This is a genomic window from Streptomyces sp. LaBMicrA B280, assembly GCF_049222185.1.
Lineage (GTDB): Bacteria > Actinomycetota > Actinomycetes > Streptomycetales > Streptomycetaceae > Streptomyces > Streptomyces murinus.
In genome coordinates this window covers 281,053-302,612 of record NZ_JBMJCT010000064.1, presented here as the reverse complement: position 1 = coordinate 302,612, position 21,560 = coordinate 281,053, and the positions used below count along the sequence as shown (strand labels likewise).

The following is a 21,560-nucleotide window of genomic DNA, read 5'->3' as shown; positions in this document are numbered from 1 at the left end:
TGGCACGGCCGCAGCCCGAGGCGCGGGTGCGGGCGCAGCCCGAGGCGCGGGCGCGGCGTGCGGCAAGGCGCGGGGGTGCAGCCCTAGGCGTGGGTGCCGGGGTGGAGGTGGTTGGTCGTGTACGCGTGGCAGGGCCCATGTCGAGCGCGGCCCGGGTGTCCCGTCGGGGGTTAGTCCAGGAAGGCCGTCTCTATCCAGCGGCGGACCGCTGAAGGGCGCATTCGGTGCAGGCGGTCCACCGTGTCGGCGACCTCGGGGGGGCCGCCCACCGAGAGGAATTTCTCGCGGACCAGGTCGGCGTGGGAGTGGCGGGTCTCGGGGCCCGCGGCGCCGATGGGGATCAGGCGGGTGCGGGAGATCGTACGGCCGTCGGTCAGGCGGACGGTGACGCGGGCGCCCGTCGCCTTGGTGGAGCGGGAGAAGTCGCGGTTGTCGGCGCGGACCGCGCCGACCAGGTCCACGAGTTCGTCGCCGCCGAAGCCGCGCAGCCACGGCACCGCCAGCTCCCCCGCCTCCCGTACCGCCTCGCCGAACGGGGCGTCGGACAGGAAGAGTTCGCGGGTCATCTCGGTGTCGTGCTCCAGCCGGATCCGCTTGGCCAGCGCCCAGCGGTCGAGGTCGTCCACGGCGGGCGAGGAGAAGTCGTCGACGGAGAACTCGCCGGTGAGGAGCGTGGTCGCGACGGGGTAGGGCACGTCCAGGACCAGCGCGCCGAGCGGGGAGCCGGGGCCGGTGACGTAGGCGGCGGCGCGCTGCCCCGCGAACAGGGTGTACAGGGACGCCTCCACGACGACGTCGGCCACGTCCTGCGGTCGCAGCGGGCCCAGTTCGCGGTGGATCTCCTGCGCGCAGTCCACGGCCGCGTCGATGCCGGGTCCGCCGGGGTGCATCTTGAAGGACAGCGTGTCGGTGTGCCAGCGCCGCCCGAGGCCCTTGGCGACCGCCTGCGGCAGCGGCACCGTCGCGAAGCGGGCGAGGAAGCCGTCGCTGTGCTCCATGATGTCGGGCGCGCCGCGCAGCCCGGCGTACGCCGCGTCGCACGCGTCCATCGCGGTGCGCACCGGGGTGAAGGTGTTGAACAGCCGGGCGTCGCTGGCCAGGAAGGCGCGCATCAAAGGCCAGTTGGGCATGGCGAAGGCCAGCCCGAAGGCGTTCTCGTACAGGCTCGCGGAGGCCCGGTCGGCGTGCAGCCGGCCGGCGACCGCGCCGGCCAGATGGGTGTGCACGGCACTCTGGCCGCGCAGCGGTCCGAGGGTCGCGGAGGCGGTGATGCGGGCCGCGCACTCGTTGGCCACGACCACCGAGGTGAGCAGGGAGAGGCCGTCCAGGCGGCGGGCGTAGGCGAAGGCGAGGGGGACGGCGACCGTGGAGTTCGACAGATGGCCGGCGTACGCGGTGTCGTCCAGGTTGAGCCAGGAGCCGAGCGCGGCGAAGACCCCGGCGGCCTGGCGGGGGTCGCGCTGCATGGGGTGCCCGAAGGCGGCCACCAGCTTGCGGCCCAGGGGGTGTTGCAGCCCGGCCCGGATGGAGGCGATCTGCGAGAGCACCTGGCTCGCGGCGAGTTTGAGCACCCGGCACGGCACGGCCTGCGGGCGCAAGGTGGCGGCCCAGTGCGAGAGTTCGCGCAGCGGGGTGTCCGTGCCGACGGGGTGGCGGGCGGCCGACGGCGACGACGCCTCGGCCTGCTCGGCCCAGTCGTCGCACAGCGCCCGGGCGACGCTCTCCGCGAGGACGGCGGTCATGGCGGGTACCTTCCGTGCGTGCGTCGAGGGGGAGGACATCGGTCCTCAACACGGGTGCGGGAGCACCGGACGTGCCCGGTGCTCCCGCGAGGCGTGCCGGTGTTACGCGGCCGGGACCTTGTCCAGGAAGCCGTAGACGGCCTTGATCTTGCCGGCCTCGTCGGCGACGAGGACGTCGAAGCCGATGGCGATCGGCTCAGCGCCGGCCTCGGTCACCAGGCCCCACTGGAAGCGGGCCTGGTTGTGGTGGGCGTCGACGGTGCCGTGCAGCTCGAAGGAGAGACCCTTGAACTGGTCGCGGGCGCCGGCCACCACAGCCGCGAAGCCCTCGCGACCCTCGACCGCGGCCAGCGGGTCGATGTACGGGGCGTCGGCGGTGAACAGCTCGGCAATGGCCGCGGCGCGCTTGTCGGCGTCCGCCTCGTTCCAGATGTCGAGGTAGCGGGTGACGGTGGTGGTCAGGTCGCTCATGCGGGCGATCTCCTTTTTGGTGGTGCTTCTTCGGTTCTTCGGACGGTTGGTTCAGGGGATGGCAGGCGCCCACACGGGGAGGGCTCCGGGGAGCACCTCGAAGGTGGCCGCGGCGCCGATGCCGTGTTGGTACTCACCGTCGTGCTCCAGCGGGAGGCGGCGGCCGTCGGTGCGTTCCACGGTGATCCGGCGGCCCCGTGCGTAGACGGTCGCCGGATGGGACATATGGGCGGCGTTCAGGGTCAGTTCGGGGACCTGGGCCGCGGTGATGTCGCCGCCGATGACGCAGACGTCGAGCAGTCCGTCGTCGAGCAGCGAGTCGGGCAGTACCTGGAAGCGGCCGCCGCGGTAGGGGCCGCCGCCGACGTTGGCGAGGACGGTGGGGCCCTCGTGCACGATCCGGCCGTCGACGGTGACCCGGCCGGGGTACGGCTCGTACCCGTCGGCGGTGTCGGCGAAGGCGCGGACGTAGCGTTCGCGGCCGCTCAGCGGCACCTGCTTCGCGGTGATCAGGGCGTCCGCGATGACGCCCGAACAGGCGCCCAGGTACACGTAGTTGCGGGTCTCGGCGAGGCGGGCCAGGTCGAGCCTGCGCAGCCGGGCGCTGCCGCCGATGCCGTGGTCGGTGAGGACCGCCTTGAGCGCCTCGCTCCAGGGCCGCTCGCCCCACAGCATCTTGTAGCCGGAGTTGCCGGTGCCACCGGGTATCACCGCGAGGCTCGCCCCGTGGTCGGCCGGCACCAGTCCCTGGACGGCCTCGCGGACCGTGCCGTCGCCGCCGATGGCGACGATCAGGTCGGGGGCGTCGTCGGTGCGCTCCAGGGCGCGGCGTACGGCGACGGTCGCGTCCCCCGGTCCGCTGGTCTGGTGGACCTCGGCCCGCTCCAGGTAGGACGCGCACAAGTCCCGGACCTGGCCCACGAGTTCGGGACTGTGACTGCCGGAGGCCGGGTTGGCCAGGATCAGGGCCCGGGTGGGTCCGGGGGCTGCGATGTCTGCCATGACGGGCGCTCTCCTCACATCGGACGCACCGGCGGTGGACGGAACACGGATGACTCTGCCAAGCGGTCCTGACCTGGCACTGACGCCCTGCTGACGCGTCGTCACGAAAGCTGCGGGCCGTCTTTGGGCCGCAGGTCCCCGCGCCGGACGAGTGCTCCGGGCGCGGGAACCGAACCGGACGACCGCCCGGGGATCACCAGGTGACCGGCAGCTCCTGGAGCCCGTAGACGATCGTGTTCTCCCGGAAGCGGACGTCCTCCGGCGCCACCGCCAGGCGCAGGTCCGGGAAGCGGGTGAACAGGGCCTTGAGGCAGACCTCCAGCTCCATGCGGGCCAGGGAGGCGCCCGGGCACAGATGGGCGCCGAAGCCGAAGGCGAGGTGTCCGGCGGCGTTGCGGTGGATGTCGACCGTGTCGGCGCCGGGATAGATGGACTCGTCATGGTTGGCCGCGGGGATGGCGACGATCACGCCGTCCCCCTTGCGGATGGTCGCGCCGCCCAGTTCGACCTCGTCCACGGCGGCCCGCACCTGGTTGTCCTGGGAGATGGACCAGTAGCGCAGCAGTTCCTCGACGGCGGGCTTGAACAGGCTCTCGTCCGCGCGGAGTTCGGCGAGCTGGGCGGGGTCGCACAGCAGGCTGAGGACGCTGAGGCTGATCTGGTGGGCCGTGGTCTCGTGCCCGGCGACGAGGATGAACCGGGCCATGGCCACCAGCTCCTCGTGGGTCAGCTCGCCCGCGCTCACGTACCGGGTGGCGAGGCGGCTGATCAGGTCCTCGCGCGGTTCGGCGATGCGCCGGGCGACGAGTCCGTCGAGGAACTTCGTCATCGAGACGAACGCCGCGTACGTCTCCGCAGGGCCGGCCTCCTGGGAGAGGATGACCTGACTCTGCTCGGTGAAGTCCGCCTCGTCCCGCTCGGGCACCCCGAGCATGCGGGCGATGACCAGCGAGGGCAGCCGGATGGCGAAGTTCGCCACCAGGTCCACCGGCTTCGGGCCGCTCTCCAGCTCGTCCAGCAGTTGCCCGACGAGGAGTTCCACCTCGGGGCGCAGGGCTCGGGTGCGGCGGGCGGTGAACTCGGTCAGGGCCATCCGGCGCAGCCGGCCGTGCTCCAATCCGTCCATGCGGCTGAAGGACATCACGCCCGGCTCGGGCGGCAGCTGGATGCGGATCGGGAAGCCCGGCTGCTGGTCGTCGGCGCTGAACCGGTTGTCGTTGAGCACCTGGCGCACGTCCGCGTGCCGGGTGACCAGCCATGCCTCGCCGCCTCTTATGCGCACTCTTGACGGCGCTTCCTCGCGGAGCGGGGCGTAGGCGTCCGGTGGCGCGTAGGGGCACGACCGGGGCATGGGCCAATCTGGCAGTTTTCGCTGCTCACAGGCGGACATGGGGTTCCCTCCGTTGGCTGAATCTCAGCGTCGGAGCACATCCTGGTGAGCAGCACTGACGGAAATCTGACGGGTTACTGACTCGTTATATACTGGTAAACGTATGCTTTTATGAAGGCAAAGCGGGTGACGGGTGGACGGTTCGCGCCCCGGCGGAGAGCAACAAAAAGGGGGCCGGCGCGGTCGGCGCCGGCCCCCTTCGGGGCGGAGGTGCGGGGCGGGTCAGGCGGCCGCGGCCACCGCGCCCGGCTCGGCCGCCGCCGGTCGCGGCAGCAGCTGCACCAGGCCGGCCACCAGGACGCAGATCCCCGCCTGGACCAGCAGTCCGACGCTGAAGGCGTGGGCGTAGTGGTGCGCGGTGACATGCGGTCCCGCGACCCCGAAGAAGACCACGCCGAGCACGGCGATGCCGATCGCGTTGCCCATCTCCTGGGCCGTGGAGAACACCCCGGACGCGGCGGCCGCGTGCTGCGGGGCGACCCCGGCCAGGACCAGCGAGGCGAGCGGGGCGATCACGAAGCCCATGCCGAGACCGGCCACGACCATGGCCGGAATGCACCAGGCGACGTTCCCGGTGCTGTCCAGGTGCCACGCGGTTTCGGCCAGACCCAGATTGCCGACCGCCTGGAGCACCGCGCCGAGCGCGAGCACCTGCTTGCCCAGCTTGGCGGCGACCTTCGGCGACTGCGCGGAGCCGAGGAAGAAGCCGAGGCCGAGCGGCATGAACAGCAGTCCCGACTTGAGCGCGGACACGCCGCGGCCCTCCTGGAGGTACAGCGCGAGGACCAGGAAGAAGGAGGCCATCGCGGCGAAGAACACCAGCAGGGAGACGACGCCGATGCCGAACGAGCGGTCCGCGAACAGGCTCGGGTGGACCAGCGGGGAACCGTCCCGGGCCGCCTTGCGGCGCTGCGTCCACCAGAACGCGGCCAGCAGCGGCACGGCCGCCACCAGGCACTCCCAGGTCCAGACCGGCCAGCCCTGCTCGCGGCCCTGGACCAGCGGCAGCACGATGGCCGTGAGACCGGCGGTCACCAGTACGACACCGGTCCAGTCGAGGCCCGTACGGCCCTCCGCGCGGGACTCGGGGACCAGCTTCGGGGTGAGCAGCAGGACGACGGCGCCGATCGGGGCGTTGATCAGGAAGATGGTCCGCCAGTCCCAGCCGAAGAGGTCGGCCTTGATCAGCAGACCGCCGATCAGCTGGCCGAACACGGCGGAGGCGCCCATCGTGATGCCGTACGCGTTGAACGCGGCGACCCTGGCCTTGCCCGAGTAGGCGGTGGTCAGAATGCCGAGGACCTGCGGGATGACCAGCGCGGCGGCGGCGCCCTGCACGGCGCGGGCCGCGATCAGCTCGGGCATGTTCGGCGCGATGCCGCAGGCCAGCGAGGCCAGCGCGAACAGGGCCAGGCCGATGGCGAACACCTTGCGGCGGCCGTACAGGTCGCCGAGCCGGCCGCCGGTGATGAGCATGGCGGACAGGCCGATGTTGAAGGTCGCCGCCACCAGCTGGATCTCGGCGCTGGTGGCGTGCATGTCCCGCTGGAGCGAGGGGATGGCCACATTGACGATGAAGAAGTCGATGTTGGCGATGAACAGGCCGAGCAACACCACGAGGAGAGCGCCCCAGGCGGGCTTGCCGCCGGATTCCCCGTGGTCCGTTGCCGGCACGGACTCGGCACTGGTGCCGGTCAGTTCCGCTTCGGTGGTCATGGACGAAACTCCTCTGTGGTGCGCTGACGGCGTGTCCGTCGGCGGACACGCGGAACGGGACCGGCGGCGGACCGCGATCGGGGCGGTCCGCCGCACGGCTCAGGACGTGGGCGCCTTCTTGGGCGGGCGCGGGAACAGCTGGACCAGGGCGGCCACCCCGAGCGCGAACGGCACCAGCAGATAGACGCTGGCCCGGAAGGCGTCGGCGTAGGCGTCGGGTCCGGTGCCGTGGCCCAGGACGTGGTAGAAGACCACGCCCACCAGCGCGACGCCGATCGCGCCGCCGACCTGGTTCGCGGTGGACAGCACACCGGAGGCCGCGCCCGCGTAGCGCGGGTCGGTGCCCGCGAGCGCCACGGTGGCCAGCGGTGCCATCACCATGGCCATCCCGGCTCCGCCGACCAGCAGCCCCGGCACCAGCCAGGCGACCTCGCCGTGGGTGCCGATGTGCTCCACGGCGGCGTACAGCCCGATCAGACTGGCCGTCAGCACCAGCGCGCCGACCGCGAGGGTCTGCCGGCCGAGCACCGCGGCGATCTGCTTGGCGGTCAGCGAGACCCCGAGGAAGCCGACGCCGAGCGGCAGGAAGACCAGGCCGGAGTCGAGCGCGCTGAGTCCGCAGCCCTGCTGCAGGTAGAGGGCGAGCACCAGGAAGAACGACGCCATGCCCGAGTAGTAGACGAGGGCCGTGCTCACCCCGACGGTGAAGGAACGCTGGCGGAACAGCGCCGGGTTGACGAGCGGGCCGCGGTCGGCCGCCGCCAGCCGCCGCTGGTAGAGCGCGAACAGGGCGAGCAGCACCGGGGAGACGGCCAGGCACACCCAGGTCCACGCCGGCCAGCCCTTCTGCTGGCCCTCGGCGAGCGGCAGTACGACGGCGACCAGGCCCGCGGAGACCAGCAGCATGCCGAGCGGGTCGAGGCGGGACTTGCCCTGCGCCTTGGACTCGGGGACCACCCGCGGGGCGAAGACCAGCGCGGCGACGCCGATCGGCACATTGACCAGGAAGCAGGTGCGCCAGCTGAGTCCCGCGATGTCCAGGTGGATCAGCACACCGCCGATGAGCTGGCCGAACACACCGGCGAGCCCCATCGTCAGACCGAACGCGTTGAAGGCGCGGATGCGGGCGGGCCCGCTGTAGACGGTGCCGATGATGGCGAGGACCTGGGGGCCCATCAGGGCGGAGGCGAGGCCTTGGGCGACGCGGGCCGCCACCAGCTGCCCGGCGGTGGGCGCGCTGCCGGCCCAGGCCGAGGAGAGGGTGAACAGGGCCACGCCGATCAGGAACATCCGGCGGCGGCCGTAGAGGTCGCCGAGCCGGCCGCCGGTGATCAGTCCGGCCGCGTACGCGAGCGCGTACCCGGCGACGATGAACTCCACGGCGGACGAACCGGCGTGCAGATCACGCTGGGTGGCAGGGATCGCCACGTTGACGATGAACACGTCGAGGGTGATGACGAAGGTGCCGATCAGGATGATCGGCAGCATCGCCCAGTGCGGGGCCGGGGGCTCCTGCGGTGCCGCGGTGGCTCCCGGGGTGTTCGATCCGGTGGTGCCGGGCTGGTTCCCGTTCTGGCCCGGGGCGGCTTCCCGGGGTTCTTGTAGGGCCATGACGGCCGTTCCTTTCATCGTTCGATGGGGGGGACTGGGGAGCCGCCCCTCCCGTCACCAGGACGGGGTGTGCAGGATCTCCAGTACGGCTGCGGAGAAGCTGAAGCCCGCCCCGGCCGCGACGACGAGGACGAGGTCGCCCGGTCCGACGGCGCGCTCCAGGACGAGGTGTTCGATGCCGAGGAACTGGTCGCCGGGGCCGACATGCCCGTACTTGCGGCCGACCTCCCAGGTGCTCTGCTTCTCCGTGAAGCCGAGCAGGTCGAAGTTCTCGGGGGTCTTGTTGCGGTGCACGTGTGGGGTGACGACGCGGGCGATGTCCTCGGTCGACACACCCGCCTCGGCCAGCACGCGCCCGGTGGTGGACATCAGGGCGGCCTCGTAGCGCTCCCAGGAGCCCTCGGCCTCCGGGGTCGCCGCGTGCTGGCGGCCGCGTTCGATCAGCCGTACCTCGGCGCCGGGCTGGAGGGCGAAGGGTTCGAGGCCGCGGTTCCAGCGCTCCAGCGAGTTGTCGGCGCCCAGGGTGGCGGCGACCACCCGGGCGAAGCCGGTGCGGCCGGACACCAGCAGGGCGCTGCCGCCGTCCGCGAAGATGAGGTTCATCTGGATGTTCCAGCGGTCCACCCAGGGCGCGGCGAACCGGTCGCCGGTGGTGAGCAGCACCTCGGTGGCGAGGCCGGAGTTGATGTATCCGGCGGCCAGGCTCAGCGAGCCGACGGCCGCGTTGCAGCGCTGCTGGAGGTCGAAGCCGGGGGCGGCGGGGCCGACGGTCTCGTTGGCGACGTAGGCCGCGGTGGGCCACATGTCGTGGCCCTGGTAGCTGCCGGAGGAGTGCAGGACCAGGCCGACATCGGCGGGTGCGACGCCGGAGCGCTCGACGGCGAGGCGGCCCGCGCGTACGGCCATCTCGGGGCCGGAGAGTTCGTCGGAGACGGCGATGTTCTCGAAGCCGAGGTCGCGGTGCTCCTCGTCGACCAGGCCCTCGGCGGCGGCCTGTGCCACGGTGATCGTGTCCGGTATCCATGACCCGGCCGACGCGATGAAGAGGTCTTTGTCGAATCTCATGCTGTTGCTTCTCTCTCGGATGGGTGGCCTCGGCAGTACGTCGGGGAGAGACCGACGAGCGCCGTGTCGGCGGGCCGCCTGTCACCTTCTCGCGACCCGCTGACACGGCGCTGACGCGCGCCGTTCCCCCGGTCAGCTCACGGCGGTGGCCACGGTCCGCTGGAGCCGGTGTGCGAAGTGGGCGGTGACGGCCTGGGCGTGGGTGTCGATGTAGAAGTGGCCGCCCTCGTACTCGTTGTGTCCCAGGTACGACGGGGTGCGCCCGGCCCAGTGGGTCATGGCGTCCGGGGTCTCCTGGAGCGGGTCGCTGCGGCCGCCGTAGGAGGCGAGCGGGCAGCTGACGCCGGCGCCGTCGTCGTCGTAGTCCCCGGCGACCCGCAGGTCGGAGCGCAGGGCGGGCACGACCAGGGCGAGCATCTCGGGGTTGTCGTAGACCTCGGCCGGGAAGGACCCCAACTTCTTGATCCACTCGATCAGTTCGGGCTCCGGCATCCGGCTCTGCTCCTCGGTCGGCTTGAAGAAGCCGACGGGCGACCAGCCGGACATGCCGACCATCGCGGGGACCGGGCCGCCCTCCTCCTCCATGCGGATGGCGAGCCGGAAGGCCAGCTGGGCGCCGAGGCAGTGGCCGAAGAAGGCGAACGGACGGTCGTCCAGGTCGTTCAGCACGGCCTCGTGCAGGGCTTCGAGCAGCGGCCAGAAGTTCTCGTAGGTCTCCTCCTCGCGGCGGTTGTGCCGGCCGGGGAGGGTGACGGCCTGCGGGGAGATGTCCGGCGGCAGCAGGCGGTCCCACTCGCGGTAGATGATGGCGCCGCTGCCCGCGTGGGGCAGCAGGAACAGCCGGATGGAGGCGTCGGGCGAGGGCTCCACGGGGTGGAACCAGTGTCCCTCGCTGGACATCTGGCTGCCGATGGTGCCGATGGCGGTGGTCACGACTGCGTACTCCCTACGGTGGGTGCGGTGCCGAGGGCGCGTACCGCGGGCAGCAGCACCTCGGCGATCTCCTTCAACTGGGGCTCCGGGTCGAGGGATCCGATGCGGATCACCAGGTGCCGGGCGCCGGCCCGGACGTATCCGCCGAGCCATTCGGCGCACTTCTCGGCGCTGCCCCAGGCGTATGCCTGGATGGTGCTCATCTGCTCCAGGGAGCGGCCGTAGTAGTGGCTGATGTAGTGCTCCAACTCGGCCTCGGCGGCGGCCTCGTCGCTGTTCACGGTGACCGTGGCGTACAGCCCGGGCACCACCGAGCGCCCCGCCTCGGCGGCGAGTTCGCCGAGCCGGGCGGCGGCGCGGCCGTAGGCGTCGACGTCGGGCAGGAAGGGGAGCCAGCCGTCGTAGCGGGTGGCGGCGCGGGCGAGCACCTTGGGGGTGTCGCTGCCGGCCAGCCACAGCGGCGGACCGCCGGGCACGGCGGGCGAGGGCAGCCGGTCCAGGTTCTCCGCCTGCCAGAATTTGCCCTCGAACTCGGTGGGTTCGCCGTCCTCCCCGGCGCGCCAGGCGGTGCGCCACAGCGCGGCGATCTCGTCCAGGCGGCCGACGCGGCCCTGGAAGGAGGCGCCGACGGACTCGAACTCCGCCTCGGTCTCGGCCATCGGGAAGCCCGAACCCAGGCCCAGGATCAGCCGGTCGGCGGCCACATGGCTGAGGCTCGCGATCATGTTGGCGCCGATGAGGGGGTGGCGCAGGGCGGGGGTGAGGGCGGCGGTGCCGACGGTGATGCGCCGGGTCGCGGCGGCGGCGGCCGACAGCACGACCAGGGGGTCGAGGCGGGGGCGGGCGGTGAGGGAGTCACCGGCCCACAGCGAGTCGAAGCCGAGTGCTTCCGCGTTCCTGGCGAAGTCCAGCAACGGGGCTGCGGCGTAGGCGCCGTTGATGGCCTGCTCGCGGGTGGGCAGGAGGATGCCGATCCGCAGCGGTTCGGTACTCATGGGCGTGTCACTCTCCGCGGGGACGTCGGGGAACGTGGTCATACGGCACTCCCGGCGGTGGCCCTGGTCTCCGCCGTCAGCCGCTCGCGCACCGCGCGGCGCAGGATCTTGCCCGAGGGGTTGCGGGGCAGGGAGTCGGCGAAGTGGTAGGTGCCGGGGATCTTGTAGTCGGCGATCCGGCCGCGCAGGGACAGCAGGAGTTCGCGCGGGGTCGCCTTGGCGCCGGGGCGCAGCACGACCACCGCGTGCACGCTCTCGCCCCAGCGGTCGTCGTGCAGCCCGACCACGGCCGCGTCGGCGACCGCCGGATGCGCGGCGAGGGCCTTCTCGACCTCGGCCGGGTAGATGTTCTGCCCGGCCACGATGATCGTGTCGTTGATGCGGTCGCACAGGTGGAGATAGCCGTCCTCGTCGAGGAATCCGGCGTCGCCCATGTGCAGCCACTCCCCCACCAGGGTGCGGGCGGTGGCCTCGGGCAGGTTCCAGTAGCCGAGCATCCGGGAGGGGGCGCGCACACAGACCTGGCCGATGGCGCCGGGCGGCAGGCTCTCGCCGTCGGGGCCGACCACCTTGATCTCGTTGCCGGGGCAGGGCAGGCCCACCGAGATGAGCCGGGTGCTGCCCGCGTGGTGGTCGCCGGGCGGCAGGCAGACCGCGACGCTGCCGGTCTCGGTGCTGGCGTAGATCTGCGCGAACTCGCAGCGGTAGGTCTCCAGGCACTGCTTGAGCAGCGTCTCGGACATGGGCGCCGCGCCGTAGGCGATCTTGCGCAGGGAGGTGAACGCCTCGGGTCCCGCGCCGCGTTCGGCGGCCATCGCCTGGAGCATCGCGGGTGCGGCGAAGGTGGTGGTGACGCCGTGCTCGCGGATGAGGCGGACCGCTTCCTGCGGGTCGAACTGCGGCATGATCACATTGGTGCCGCCGGCGTTGAAGGTGTGCAGGAACCAGCCGATACCGGCGACGCCGAAGCCCGGCAGGGAGATCAGGGCGACGTCCTCGGGCAGCCAGTCGATCCAGTCCACGCCCCGCTCGCGGCTGGCGTGCGGCAGGGTGAAGAAGCTGCGGTGGGCGAGGATGGCGCCCTTGGGCAGCCCGGTGGTGCCGCTGGTGTAGATCTGGATGACGGCGTCGTCGGGGCCGGTGCCGGGCGCCGGTTCGGTCTCGGGCTGGTCGGCGGCCCAGGCGAGCAGTCCGGCGCCGCGGGCGGGTTCGCCGTCGGCGTCGGTGCCGTCGACCCGGATCACCCGGCGCAGGCCGCGCAGTTGGGGCCGTACGGCGGCGACGGTGTCCCAGAACTCGTCGTCCACGAAGATCAGCGTGGCGCCGGAGTCGCGCAGGATGTGGTCGACCTCGCTCGGGGTGAGCCGCCAGTTGACCGGCACCAGGACGGCGCCCGCCTTGGCGCAGGCGATCATCACGAGGTAGTAGTTCGCGGACTCGCGGCCGAGGTAGGCGACCCGGTCGCCGTGCCGTACCCCGCTGGTGTGCAGGGCGTGCGCGGCGCGGTTGCTGTCGCGGTGCAGCTTGTCGTAGGTGGTGACGTGCCCCTCGCAGATGATCGCCGGGTGGTCGGGGCGGGTGCCGGCGTGGGCACGGGCGGAGTGGTGGAGCGTCCAGCGCTCCCTCGGTATGTCGCTCATGGTGATGTGCCGTCTCTGTCGAACTGTCCGACCGTCACGCCGTCGGCGCCGGGGCGAGCTGCCCGTCGACGAACTGGGCGAGCGCGCGGACCGTGGGATGGTCGTGGGTGAGGGAGGCCGGCAGGGGCAGCCGGAACGACTGCTCCAGTGCGGCCTTGACCTGCTGGGCCATCAGGGAGTCCAGGCCCAGCGACACGAACTCGCTGTTCAGGTCCAGCTCGTCGCCCTCCTCCAGGTGCAGGACGGCGCCGACCTTCTCGCTCACCACGCCGGTGACGGCGGCGAGCCGTTCGGCGGCGGGGAGCGCGGTGAGGGCGGTGAGGTCGAGACCGGTGCCCTCCTCGCCGCCCTGGCGGGCGAGCCGGTCGTAGAAGAGGTCGCCGTTGACGCTGCCGGAGACGTAGCGGTCCCAGTCGAACTCGCCGACGATCCGCTGGGTGCGGGGCCGGCCCCAGAGCCGGGCCAGGGTGTCCAGGGCGCGGGTCGGGGAGAAGAAGCGGACGCCGCTGCGTTCGATCTCCTGGCTGAGGTGCTCCTCCAGGCGGGCGGACATGCCGACCCGGGCCCAGGCGCCCCAGTTGACCGACAGGCCCGGCACCCCGCGCCGGCCGCGCCATTCGGCGAGCGCGTCGAGCCCGGCGCTGGCGGCGGCGTAGTGGCCCTGGGTGGCGCCGCCGAGGACGGAGGCGATGGAGGAGTAGGTGACGAAGAACTCCAGCTCGGGGAAGGAGTCCTCGGCGGCCTCGTGCAGCAGCCAGCCGCCGTACGCCTTCGCGGCGAGCTGGGCGTCGATGGACTCCCAGGTCAGCTCCGAGATCAGCTTCTTGTCGTAGGAACCGGCGGCGTGCACGATCCCGCCGAGCGGGCGCGAGCCCGCCCGAAGGTGCCGGACCAGCCGCTCCACGTCCCCGGGCCGGGAGATGTCGGCGCGTACGACGTCGATCTCGGTGTCGGCCGCGAGGTCGGCGAGGACCGGTGCGGCCTCCTCGGTGGCCTTGCCGCTGCGGCTGACCAGGGTGAGGTGGCGGGCGCCGAGCGCGGCCAGCTTGCGGGCGGTGACCAGGCCGAGGCCGCCGAGGCCGCCGGTGACCAGGTAGGTGCGGTCGGCGCGGAGTCCGGCGGGCACCTCGTCGGCCGGTTCGGGCCGCTCCTGGAGGTCCTCGGGCAGGGTCACCCAGGCGGGTCCGGCCGGGTCGGACAGGGCGGTGCGCAGTGCCTCGCCGGTCTCGTCCAGGCCGAAGCGCAGGTCGGAGCCGTCGTCGCCGGTGGCGGGCACGGCGGCGACCGCGGGCACGGTGAGCGTGGCGCGGAAGGTCCCGTCATGGCGTACGAGGACCTCGTCGCCCGGCGCGAACCCGGTCCCGGCGGCCGCCGCGAGGACGGACCCACGGGCCAACTGGCCGAGCAGCGGCGGGAGTTCGGTCTCTCCGGTCTCCTCGGCGCGTTCGGCGCGCCCGGTGTCCAGGGCGGCGCGGGCGTCCTCGGCGGTCAGGCCGACGGCGCTCACCCGTACCTGGATCTCGTCCGCGCCCGGGGCCCGGTCGGCGACCGGCGCGAGCACCAGGTCGGAGAGGTCGCCGGAGTCGGGGGCGCGCAGCTCGAAGCCTCCGGTCCAGGTGAGGCTGGCGTCACCGGCGAGCAGCCGGCGCACATAGCGGCGCCCTGGGCGGTGGGCGACCTGGTACTCACCGGCCGGTTCGGTCCGCCACTCCTCGGCCAGCGGGGCGAGGCCGCTGCCCGGGGCGAGGTCGACCAGGGTGGCCCGGTACTGGGCGTACTCGGTGAGCAGCACCCGGCCGAAGCCCCACAGGGTGGCGGCCGCCAGATGGCCGCCGTCACCGGCCGGGTCGCCGGGCAGCCACTGGGCGCCTTCGGTGACCAGCCACAGCCTGGGCGGCCGGTTCGCGGTCTCCAACGCGCCGATGAGGGTGAGGAGTTCGCGGTAGTTGTCCTCGCACTCGGCGCGCAGCCGCTCGGCGGACATCGCTCCGGAGCGCTGGTGCCACAGCCGGCAGATGTCGGTGACGGTGGGGTCCTCGAGGGCGGCCTTGAGGTCGGTGAGATCGGGCAGCCAGGTGACCTTGAGGCCGGGTTCGGCGGCCAGTTCGGCGGCGCGGGCGGCCGAGGGGTCGAGGAGGACGACATGCCGGGCGGCGGGGGCGCCGCCGCGGGCGGGCAGGGCGCGCCGCACCCACTCGGGGCGGTGCAGGAACTGGCGGCGGCCGCTTCGGCCCTCGGGGCGGGCCATGCGCACCCCGAGGAGTTCGGCGACCGGGTCGCCGTTCTCCAGCAGCAGCACATCGGCCAGGCGCCGGTCCTGTTCGCCGCGGACCCGGGCGAGGACGCGCAGCTGCTCGCCGCGCGGCTTGCGGAAGTGCCGTACGGAGGCGATCTCGCGGGGCACGAACACCGGGCCCTCGGGGTCGAGGACGACCAGCGCCTGTACGGCGGCCTCCAGCAGCTCGGCCGGGACGTGCTCGACGGCACCGGCGTCGCGGCCGGTGAGTTCGCCGGTGACCAGTCCGTCGCCGTGCCGGGCGGCCTTGACCAGCAGCCGCATGCGGGGGCCCTGGGGACGGCCGACGGAGGCGAGGTCGGTGTAGATGTCCTCGTCGTCGATGTGCTGGGCGGCCGGGGCGAGTCCCGCGTCCAGCTCGGCCAACTCCGAGACGGGCACCAGGGGTTCGGGGTCGGCGGCGACCGTGGCGGTGGCGTGCAGGTTCTCCTCGCCGCCGACCAGCGTGTACACCTCGACCTCGGCGCCGCCGCCGGGGCGGGGCCGCCAGCGGGTGGTCAGCGCGGTGACCGTCTCGGCGGCCAGCTCGAGCGGGGCGAGCAGCTTCAGGTCGCGGACGGCGTGCCGGGCGTGGCCCTGCACCGCGTCCTGCACCGCGAGCAGCAGGTCGACGTAGGCGCCGGCGGGCAGCACGGTGCGGTCGTCGGCGGCCAGGTCGGCGAGCGCGCCCAGCTCCTCGGGCATGAACTCGGCGGTGAACTCCCGTACCCCGCTGGCGAATCGCTCCTCGGTGCCGAGCAGCGGATGACGCGCGGTGCCGTTCGTGGCGGAGCGGCGCGGGGTGACGGAGGGCAGCCAGTAGCGCTTGCGCTGGAAGGCGTACGTCGGCAGGTCCACCCGGGCGGGGGCGGGGTGCCCGGCGTGGTAGCCGTCCCAGGCGACGGTGAGCCCGGCCGCGTAGTAGTCGGCGAGGGCGGTCAGCGTGGTCGCGGTGGTGGTGTCGCGGCGGCGCAGGCTGGCCAGCCAGACATGGTCCTCGACGGTGACCGAGCGGCGGGCGAGCGCGGTGAGCCCGGCCTGCGGGCCGACCTCGATCAGGGCGTGCCGGCCGCGCTTGGCGACGGCGCGGATGCCGTCGAGGAAGCGCACGGGCTCACCGATGTGCCGCACCCAGTAGCCGGGGTTGCCGATCTCGCGGAAGCGGGCGAGCCGTCCGGTGACGTTGGAGATGAGGCTGATCTTCGGCTCGTGGAACTCGATGCCGTCCAGGGCGGCGCGGAAGTCGTCGTAGACCTCGGCCATCAGCGGGGAGTGGAAGGCGTGCGAGACCTTGAGCCGCTCGACGCGCACGCCGCGCTCGGCGAGGGTGGCGCTCACCTCGTCCAGGGCGGCGGTGGCGCCGGAGATCACCGTCTGGTCGGGGGCGTTGACCCCGGCGACGGCCAGGTCCTCGTGGCCCTCCAGGAGCGGGGCGACGTCCTCCAGCGGCGCGGAGACGGCGGCCATGCCGCCCTCGGCGGTGACGGCCTGCATCAGCCGGGCGCGGGCGGCGACCAGCTTGACGGCGTCCGGGAGGCTGAACAGCCCGGCGACGGCCGCGGCGACGACCTCGCCGATGCTGTGCCCGATGAGCACATTGGGCTTCACGCCCCAGGCCATCCACTGCTGGGCGAGCGCGTACTCCAGGGTGAACAGGGCGGGCTGGGTGTACTCGGTGCGGTCGATGGCCTCGGGGTCGGCGGCGGTGCCGAGCAGCAGCTCGCGCATCGAGCGGCCGAGGTGGGCGGCGAACAGCTCGTCGCAGGCGTCGACCTGGGCGCGGAAGACGGGGAGTGCCGCATAGAGGGCGGCGCCCATACCGGCGTACTGGGAGCCCTGGCCGGTGAACATGAACGCGGTCTTGCGGATGCCGGTCGGGCCCTCGTGCTCGCGCTCGGCGGCCTTGTCGAGGAACTTGCCGAGGGCGGCGCGGTCGGCGACGGGGGCGGCGAGCCGGTACGGGTGGTGGGCGCGGGTGGTGTTGGCGCTGTGGCAGAGCGCGGCGACCGAGATCTCGGGCCGCTCCTCCAGCAACGCCCGGTAGTCCGCGGCGAGTTCGCGCAGCGCGGTGGCGTTCTTCGCGGAGAGGGTGAACAGCGGGGCGGCGCCCGCCTGTTCGGTCTCCTCGGCGGGCTGCTCGGGGGCCTCCTCCAGGACCACCGCGCCGATGGTCCCGGCGAAGCCGAAGCTGTTGACGACGGCGCGCTTGACCTCGGCCTTCCAGGGCTCGCACGCGGTCGGCACCCGCAGCGGGTACAGGTCCCAGGGGATGCGCCCGGAGGGATTGGCCAGGTTGATGTGCGGGTAGATGGTGCCCGCGCGCAGCATGAGCACCGTCTTGATGACGCCGACGATGCCCGAGGCCGGCTCCATGTGCCCCAGGTTCGTCTTCACCGAACCGACCACCACCGGGTGGTCCTTGGTGTGCGAGTCCACGAACACATCGCCGATGGCGCCGAATTCGATGGGGTCGCCGAGCGGGGTGCCGGTGCCGTGCGCCTCGACGTAGCTGATGTCCTCGGGCGCGAGACGGGCCGCGCTCAGCGCGCTGCGGATGACCTTCTCCTGGGCGGGCCCGTTGGGCACGGTCAGACCGGCGCTGTCGCCGTCCTGGCCGACGGCGGTGCCGCGCACCAGGGCGAGCACGCGGTCGCCGTCGCGCTCGGCGTCGGAGAGCCGCTTGAGGACGATGATGCCGCAGCCCTCGGCGCGCGCGTACCCGTCGGCCGACTCGTCGAAGGTCTTGCACTGGCCGTCCGGGGACAGCATCTGCGCGTTGGAGAACATCACCGGGATGCGCGGGTGGTGCAGGGCGTTGACGCCGCCGCACAGCGCGATGTCCGTCTCGCCGCCGCGCAGCGCCTGCACGGCCAGGTGCAGGGCGACCAGCGAGGAGGAGCAGGCGGTGTCCACGCTCATGCTCGGGCCGCGCCAGCCCAGGAAGTAGGAGAGCCGCCCGGACAGCGGGAACATGGTGATGCCGGAGGCGAGATGGCCGTCCAGCTCCTCGTACGGCAGCGAGTCCAGCTCCAGCGCGTAGTCGATGGAGCTGGCGCCGATGTACACACCGCCGTTGCCGCGGCGCAGCGGGGCCGGGTCGATGCCGGCGTGCTCCAGCGCCTGCCAGGCCGTCTCAAGCAGCAGCCGCTGCTGGGGGTCCATGTAACGGGCTTCCTTGGGCGAGATGTTGAAGAAGCCCGCGTCGAACAGGTCGATGCGGTCGAGGAACCCGCCCGCCGACGCGCGGATCTTGCCCTTGTCGTCGGGCCCCTCGGGGGTGAAGGCCTCGACGTCCCAGCGGTCGGTGGGGATGGGGCGGATTCCACTGCGGCCCTCGCGCAGAAAATCGTCGAACTCGTCGGGCGAGCCGCTGCCGCCGGGGAACCGCAGACCGATTCCGACGATCGCTACCGGCTCGGGCGCCTGCGCTGATTCCGTACGCGGCATGGAACGACTCCTCAAACTTCCTGGACGGCCTGGGTCAGGTGGTCGACGAGGTGGGTGATGGTCGGCTCGTTGAAGAGCACGTTGACGTTGATCGACAGATCCAGGAGCTGTTCCAGGCTCTGGCGTATCTCGGTCAGGCGCAGCGAGGTGAGCCCGAGGTCGAAGTAGGAGACGTCGACGGGGAGGTCCTCGGAATCGTCCATGAGAAGAACGACCTTGAATTTCTTGAGGACGATTGTCTCGATTTCCTCGGTCAGTTCACTGCGCGGCAGATCACGTAGCCGCTGGATGGTGCTGTCGACGGGTGACATGCGCCTCATGCAAGCAGCGGCGGCTGACGCCCCACTGACGGCCGGGGTGGGGCGGGTTGGCTGGATCAGTCGGGTGTCAGCGCCGGATCAGATTCCGCTGTCACGCTCGCATTGCTTCAAGAAATCCACACGCCATATCCGAAAGGCTGAAGATGCTTCGCGAAGCCGCGCAGGAGGAGAGTGCTGAGGCACCTTCCGGATTGAAGAGTTACGACCTCTACATCGCGGGCAAGGACGTCGCCGGCGACGGCTGGGTGTACACCGTCAGCGGGCGTTCGCTGCTGGAAGACGTGTTCACCAGCGTGAGTCTGAAGCGCTCCCTCGAACAGGACCCGGAGTCCGAGGCGGCCAAGCACCCCTATGTCGTGGGGCGTTGTGCGATCGCGGACGACGCCTCCATCGACCTCGCCACCCAGGCCGCCGCTGCGGCCGCCCCCGAGTGGCAGGCCGTACCGCTGGAGCGGCGGATGAAGCTCGGCACCCGCTTCCGCGAGGAACTGATCAAGCACGAGGACGAGTTCCTGAGGATGCTGGTCGCCGAGTCCCACCCCGTCAAGCTCGCTCGCTGGGAGCTGAGCTGCCTGCTCCAGATCTACGCGCCCGGATCGCTGCGCTGGTACGACAAGCAGATGCGGGTCGAGAAGGAGTACAACGGCCGCCGGCTGATCCTCCACCGCCAGCCCGACGGAGTGGTCGCCTTCAACCCGCCGCAGAACGCCCCGCTGCCGAGTGCCGCGCTGTGCGTGCTGGCGCTGATGGCCGGCAACGCGGTGGTCGTGCGGGCCCCCCGCAGCATCGCGCTCTCCACCATGTGGCTGCTGCGCGACATCGTCGCCCCGCTGCTGGAGGAGTTCGACGCCCCGCCCGGCGTGCTCAACGCGGTCTGCTCCAACCCGAAGCAGACCATGGACCGCTGGATCGCGGACCCGCTGATCAACGACATCTTCTACATCGGCGGCAGCCAGGAGGGCCTGCGCTTCGAGCAGCAGTGCGTCGCCCACGGCAAGAAGCCGATCCTCGAACTCGCCGGCAACGACGGCATCGTGGTGTGGAAGGACGCCGACGTGAAGTGGGCGGCCGAGGCGATCACCGAGGCGTTCTACGGCTCCGGGCAGATCTGCATGGTCCCCAACTACGTGCTGGCCCACCCGGATGTCGCCGAGGCGCTGATCGCCGAGGTCAAGGAGCAGGTCAAGGGCATCAAGCCGGGCCTGCCCGAGGAGGAGGACGTGCTGCTGTCGCCGGTGCGGCGCAGTGAGCGCTTCTTCCGGCTGCTGCGCCAGGCGCTGGACAACGGCGCCGAGCTGGTCACCGGTGGCAACCGCACCGAGGTGGACGGCACGGTCTCGGAGACGGGCGTGTTCCTCCAGCCGACGGTGGTGCGGGTGGACGGGCTGGACCGGGCACGGACGTACGACGTGGTCCGCGAGGAGACCTTCTTCCCGCTGGTCCCGATCGTGGTCGCCGAGCGCGATCATGACGACGCCCTGCTCGAATCGTTCCTTCAGTTCGTCAACAGCAATGACTACGGGCTGCGCAACTCGCTGTGGTCGCGCTCCGACCACGTGGTCGAGACGTTCGTGCGCCGCACCGTCAACGGCGGTCTGCTGAAGGTCAACGACTCGCACATCGGCTTCCTGCCGTACCTGCCGAGCCATGGCGGCACCGGCCGCACCGGCGGCGCGTTCGGTGAGGCCAACTACCCGATGCTCAAGACCTCCCACGTCCAGGGGGTCAGCATCGCCCGCGACGTCAGCCCGTACGACGCGGTCTTCGGCGCCTGAACCCACCCCGTCCTCGGAGGTTTTCCCGTGCGTTCCCTCGATGTCGCCCGGACCGTGTGCGAGCGGTTCCACCCCGGACTGCTCAAGGAACTCGAGCAACTCCCTTACGAACAGCGGGAGAAACCCGGCAGTCCGGTGATCGACCTGTTCCGCATCCACGGCGGTGTGGGCCTGCTGATCCCCGAGTCGTACGGCGGCCACGGCGCGGCCCCGCTGGAGGCGCTGCGGGTGCAGCTGGCCCTCGGCGCGGTCTCGCCCTCGCTGGTCGCGGCCGTCTCCATGCACCACTTCACCGCCGCGATGCTGTACTCGCTCGCCGTCAAGTCGGGCCGGCTCACCCCCGCACAGACCCAGCTGCTGCACCAGATCGTGCCCGACCAGCAGGTGCTGGGCTCCGGCTGGTCGGAGGGCCGTACCGCCGCGAACATCCTCAAGCCGGCCGTGACCGCGCGCCCGGTGGAGGGCGGGTTCCTGCTCTCCGGCTCCAAGAAGCCGTGCAGCCTGTCGCGTTCGATGAGCCTGCTCACGGCGTCCACCGCGATCCACGGCGAGGACGGCGGCGAGCCCGAGCTGGCGCTCGCGCTGGTCCCCTCCGACGCGCCCGGCCTGACCGTGCACCGGTTCTGGGGCAACGACCTGCTGGCCGGCGCGGAGAGCGACGAGGTGCGGCTGGAGGACGTGTTCGTGCCCAGCGAGATGGTGGTGCGGGCCGGGGCGGACGATCCCACCCGCCTGGACGACCTCCAGTCCGCCGGGTTCGTCTGGTTCGAGATGCTGATCTCCGCGGGCTACGCGGGTGCCGCGGCGGCGCTGGTCGAGCAGGTGCTGACCCGTAAGCGGGGCAGCGCGGACGAGCGGGCCGCGCTCGCCGTCGACATGGAGGCCGCGCTGGCCCTCCTCGAAGGCGTGGCCCGGGGCACCGGGCGCGAGCCGGGCGACGAGGAGTCGGTGGCGCGGGTGCTGGTGGCCCGGTACGCGGTGCAGAACGCGTTGCCGGGGATCGTGGCGCGGGCGCTGGAGCTGCTCGGCGGGATGGACTTCATCACGAACTCCGCCTCCGCGCAAAGCGCTGCCGCTACAAGGGCGTTGGCCTTCCATCCGCCGTCCCGCATAGCTGCCTCGGAGCCGTTGCTGGAGTACTTCGACGGAGGGCCGTTGGTTCTCGCGTAGTCGGTCGG

The 21,560-nt window shown here is 72.1% G+C and carries 14 protein-coding genes; 2 read left to right on the top strand and 12 right to left on the bottom strand.

Annotated elements, in window-relative coordinates; all coding sequences use genetic code 11:
• Positions 1-170: 170 nt before the first annotated feature.
• From ACLF5H_RS35785 to ACLF5H_RS35730, 12 genes are all read right to left on the bottom strand, one after another.
• A complete protein-coding gene (locus ACLF5H_RS35785) occupies positions 171-1,742 on the bottom strand; it encodes an MmgE/PrpD family protein (RefSeq protein ID WP_421680162.1) in 1,572 nt (523 codons plus the stop codon).
• Positions 1,743-1,844: 102 nt separating this feature from the next.
• Positions 1,845-2,213 carry a nuclear transport factor 2 family protein gene (locus tag ACLF5H_RS35780; RefSeq protein WP_037654340.1) on the bottom strand — a complete coding sequence of 123 codons (369 nt, stop codon included), beginning with the start codon at positions 2,211-2,213 and terminating at the stop codon, positions 1,845-1,847.
• A gap of 51 nt (positions 2,214-2,264) precedes the next feature.
• Positions 2,265-3,215, bottom strand: coding sequence for a diacylglycerol/lipid kinase family protein (locus ACLF5H_RS35775; protein WP_421680161.1), 951 nt, complete (start codon positions 3,213-3,215; stop codon positions 2,265-2,267).
• Between the two features lie 193 nt (positions 3,216-3,408).
• A complete protein-coding gene (locus ACLF5H_RS35770) occupies positions 3,409-4,497 on the bottom strand; it encodes a cytochrome P450 (protein WP_421680160.1) in 1,089 nt (362 codons plus the stop codon).
• 330 nt (positions 4,498-4,827) lie between these two features.
• Positions 4,828-6,321 carry an MFS transporter gene (locus ACLF5H_RS35765; RefSeq protein WP_421680159.1) on the bottom strand — a complete coding sequence of 498 codons (1,494 nt, stop codon included), beginning with the start codon at positions 6,319-6,321 and terminating at the stop codon, positions 4,828-4,830.
• A gap of 99 nt (positions 6,322-6,420) precedes the next feature.
• Positions 6,421-7,932: an MFS transporter gene (locus ACLF5H_RS35760; protein WP_421680158.1), complete on the bottom strand. Its 1,512-nt coding sequence runs from the start codon at positions 7,930-7,932 to the stop codon at positions 6,421-6,423.
• A gap of 54 nt (positions 7,933-7,986) precedes the next feature.
• On the bottom strand, positions 7,987-8,997 hold the full coding sequence (locus ACLF5H_RS35755) for a ketoacyl-ACP synthase III family protein (RefSeq protein ID WP_421680157.1): 1,011 nt from the start codon (positions 8,995-8,997) through the stop codon (positions 7,987-7,989).
• Positions 8,998-9,129: 132 nt separating this feature from the next.
• Complete coding sequence (locus ACLF5H_RS35750; protein WP_421680170.1) at positions 9,130-9,897, bottom strand: thioesterase II family protein; 768 nt, start codon at positions 9,895-9,897, stop codon at positions 9,130-9,132.
• Between the two features lie 29 nt (positions 9,898-9,926).
• Positions 9,927-10,925 (bottom strand): LLM class flavin-dependent oxidoreductase, encoded by a 999-nt coding sequence (locus tag ACLF5H_RS35745; protein WP_421680156.1) that lies wholly within the window; start codon positions 10,923-10,925, stop codon positions 9,927-9,929.
• 38 nt (positions 10,926-10,963) lie between these two features.
• Positions 10,964-12,565, bottom strand: coding sequence for a long-chain-fatty-acid--CoA ligase (locus tag ACLF5H_RS35740; RefSeq protein WP_421680155.1), 1,602 nt, complete (start codon positions 12,563-12,565; stop codon positions 10,964-10,966).
• Positions 12,566-12,599: 34 nt separating this feature from the next.
• Positions 12,600-18,287, bottom strand: coding sequence for an SDR family oxidoreductase (locus ACLF5H_RS35735; RefSeq protein ID WP_421680154.1), 5,688 nt, complete (start codon positions 18,285-18,287; stop codon positions 12,600-12,602).
• 11 nt (positions 18,288-18,298) lie between these two features.
• Entirely contained in the window at positions 18,299-18,607 is a 309-nt protein-coding gene (locus tag ACLF5H_RS35730) for an acyl carrier protein (protein ID WP_233360063.1), read from the bottom strand.
• A gap of 143 nt (positions 18,608-18,750) precedes the next feature.
• On the opposite strand from ACLF5H_RS35730, the gene ACLF5H_RS35725 reads away from it, so the two are divergent.
• Positions 18,751-20,382 (top strand): aldehyde dehydrogenase family protein, encoded by a 1,632-nt coding sequence (locus ACLF5H_RS35725; protein ID WP_421680153.1) that lies wholly within the window; start codon positions 18,751-18,753, stop codon positions 20,380-20,382.
• A gap of 27 nt (positions 20,383-20,409) precedes the next feature.
• On the top strand, positions 20,410-21,552 hold the full coding sequence (locus tag ACLF5H_RS35720) for an acyl-CoA dehydrogenase family protein (protein ID WP_421680152.1): 1,143 nt from the start codon (positions 20,410-20,412) through the stop codon (positions 21,550-21,552).
• Positions 21,553-21,560: the final 8 nt, after the last annotated feature.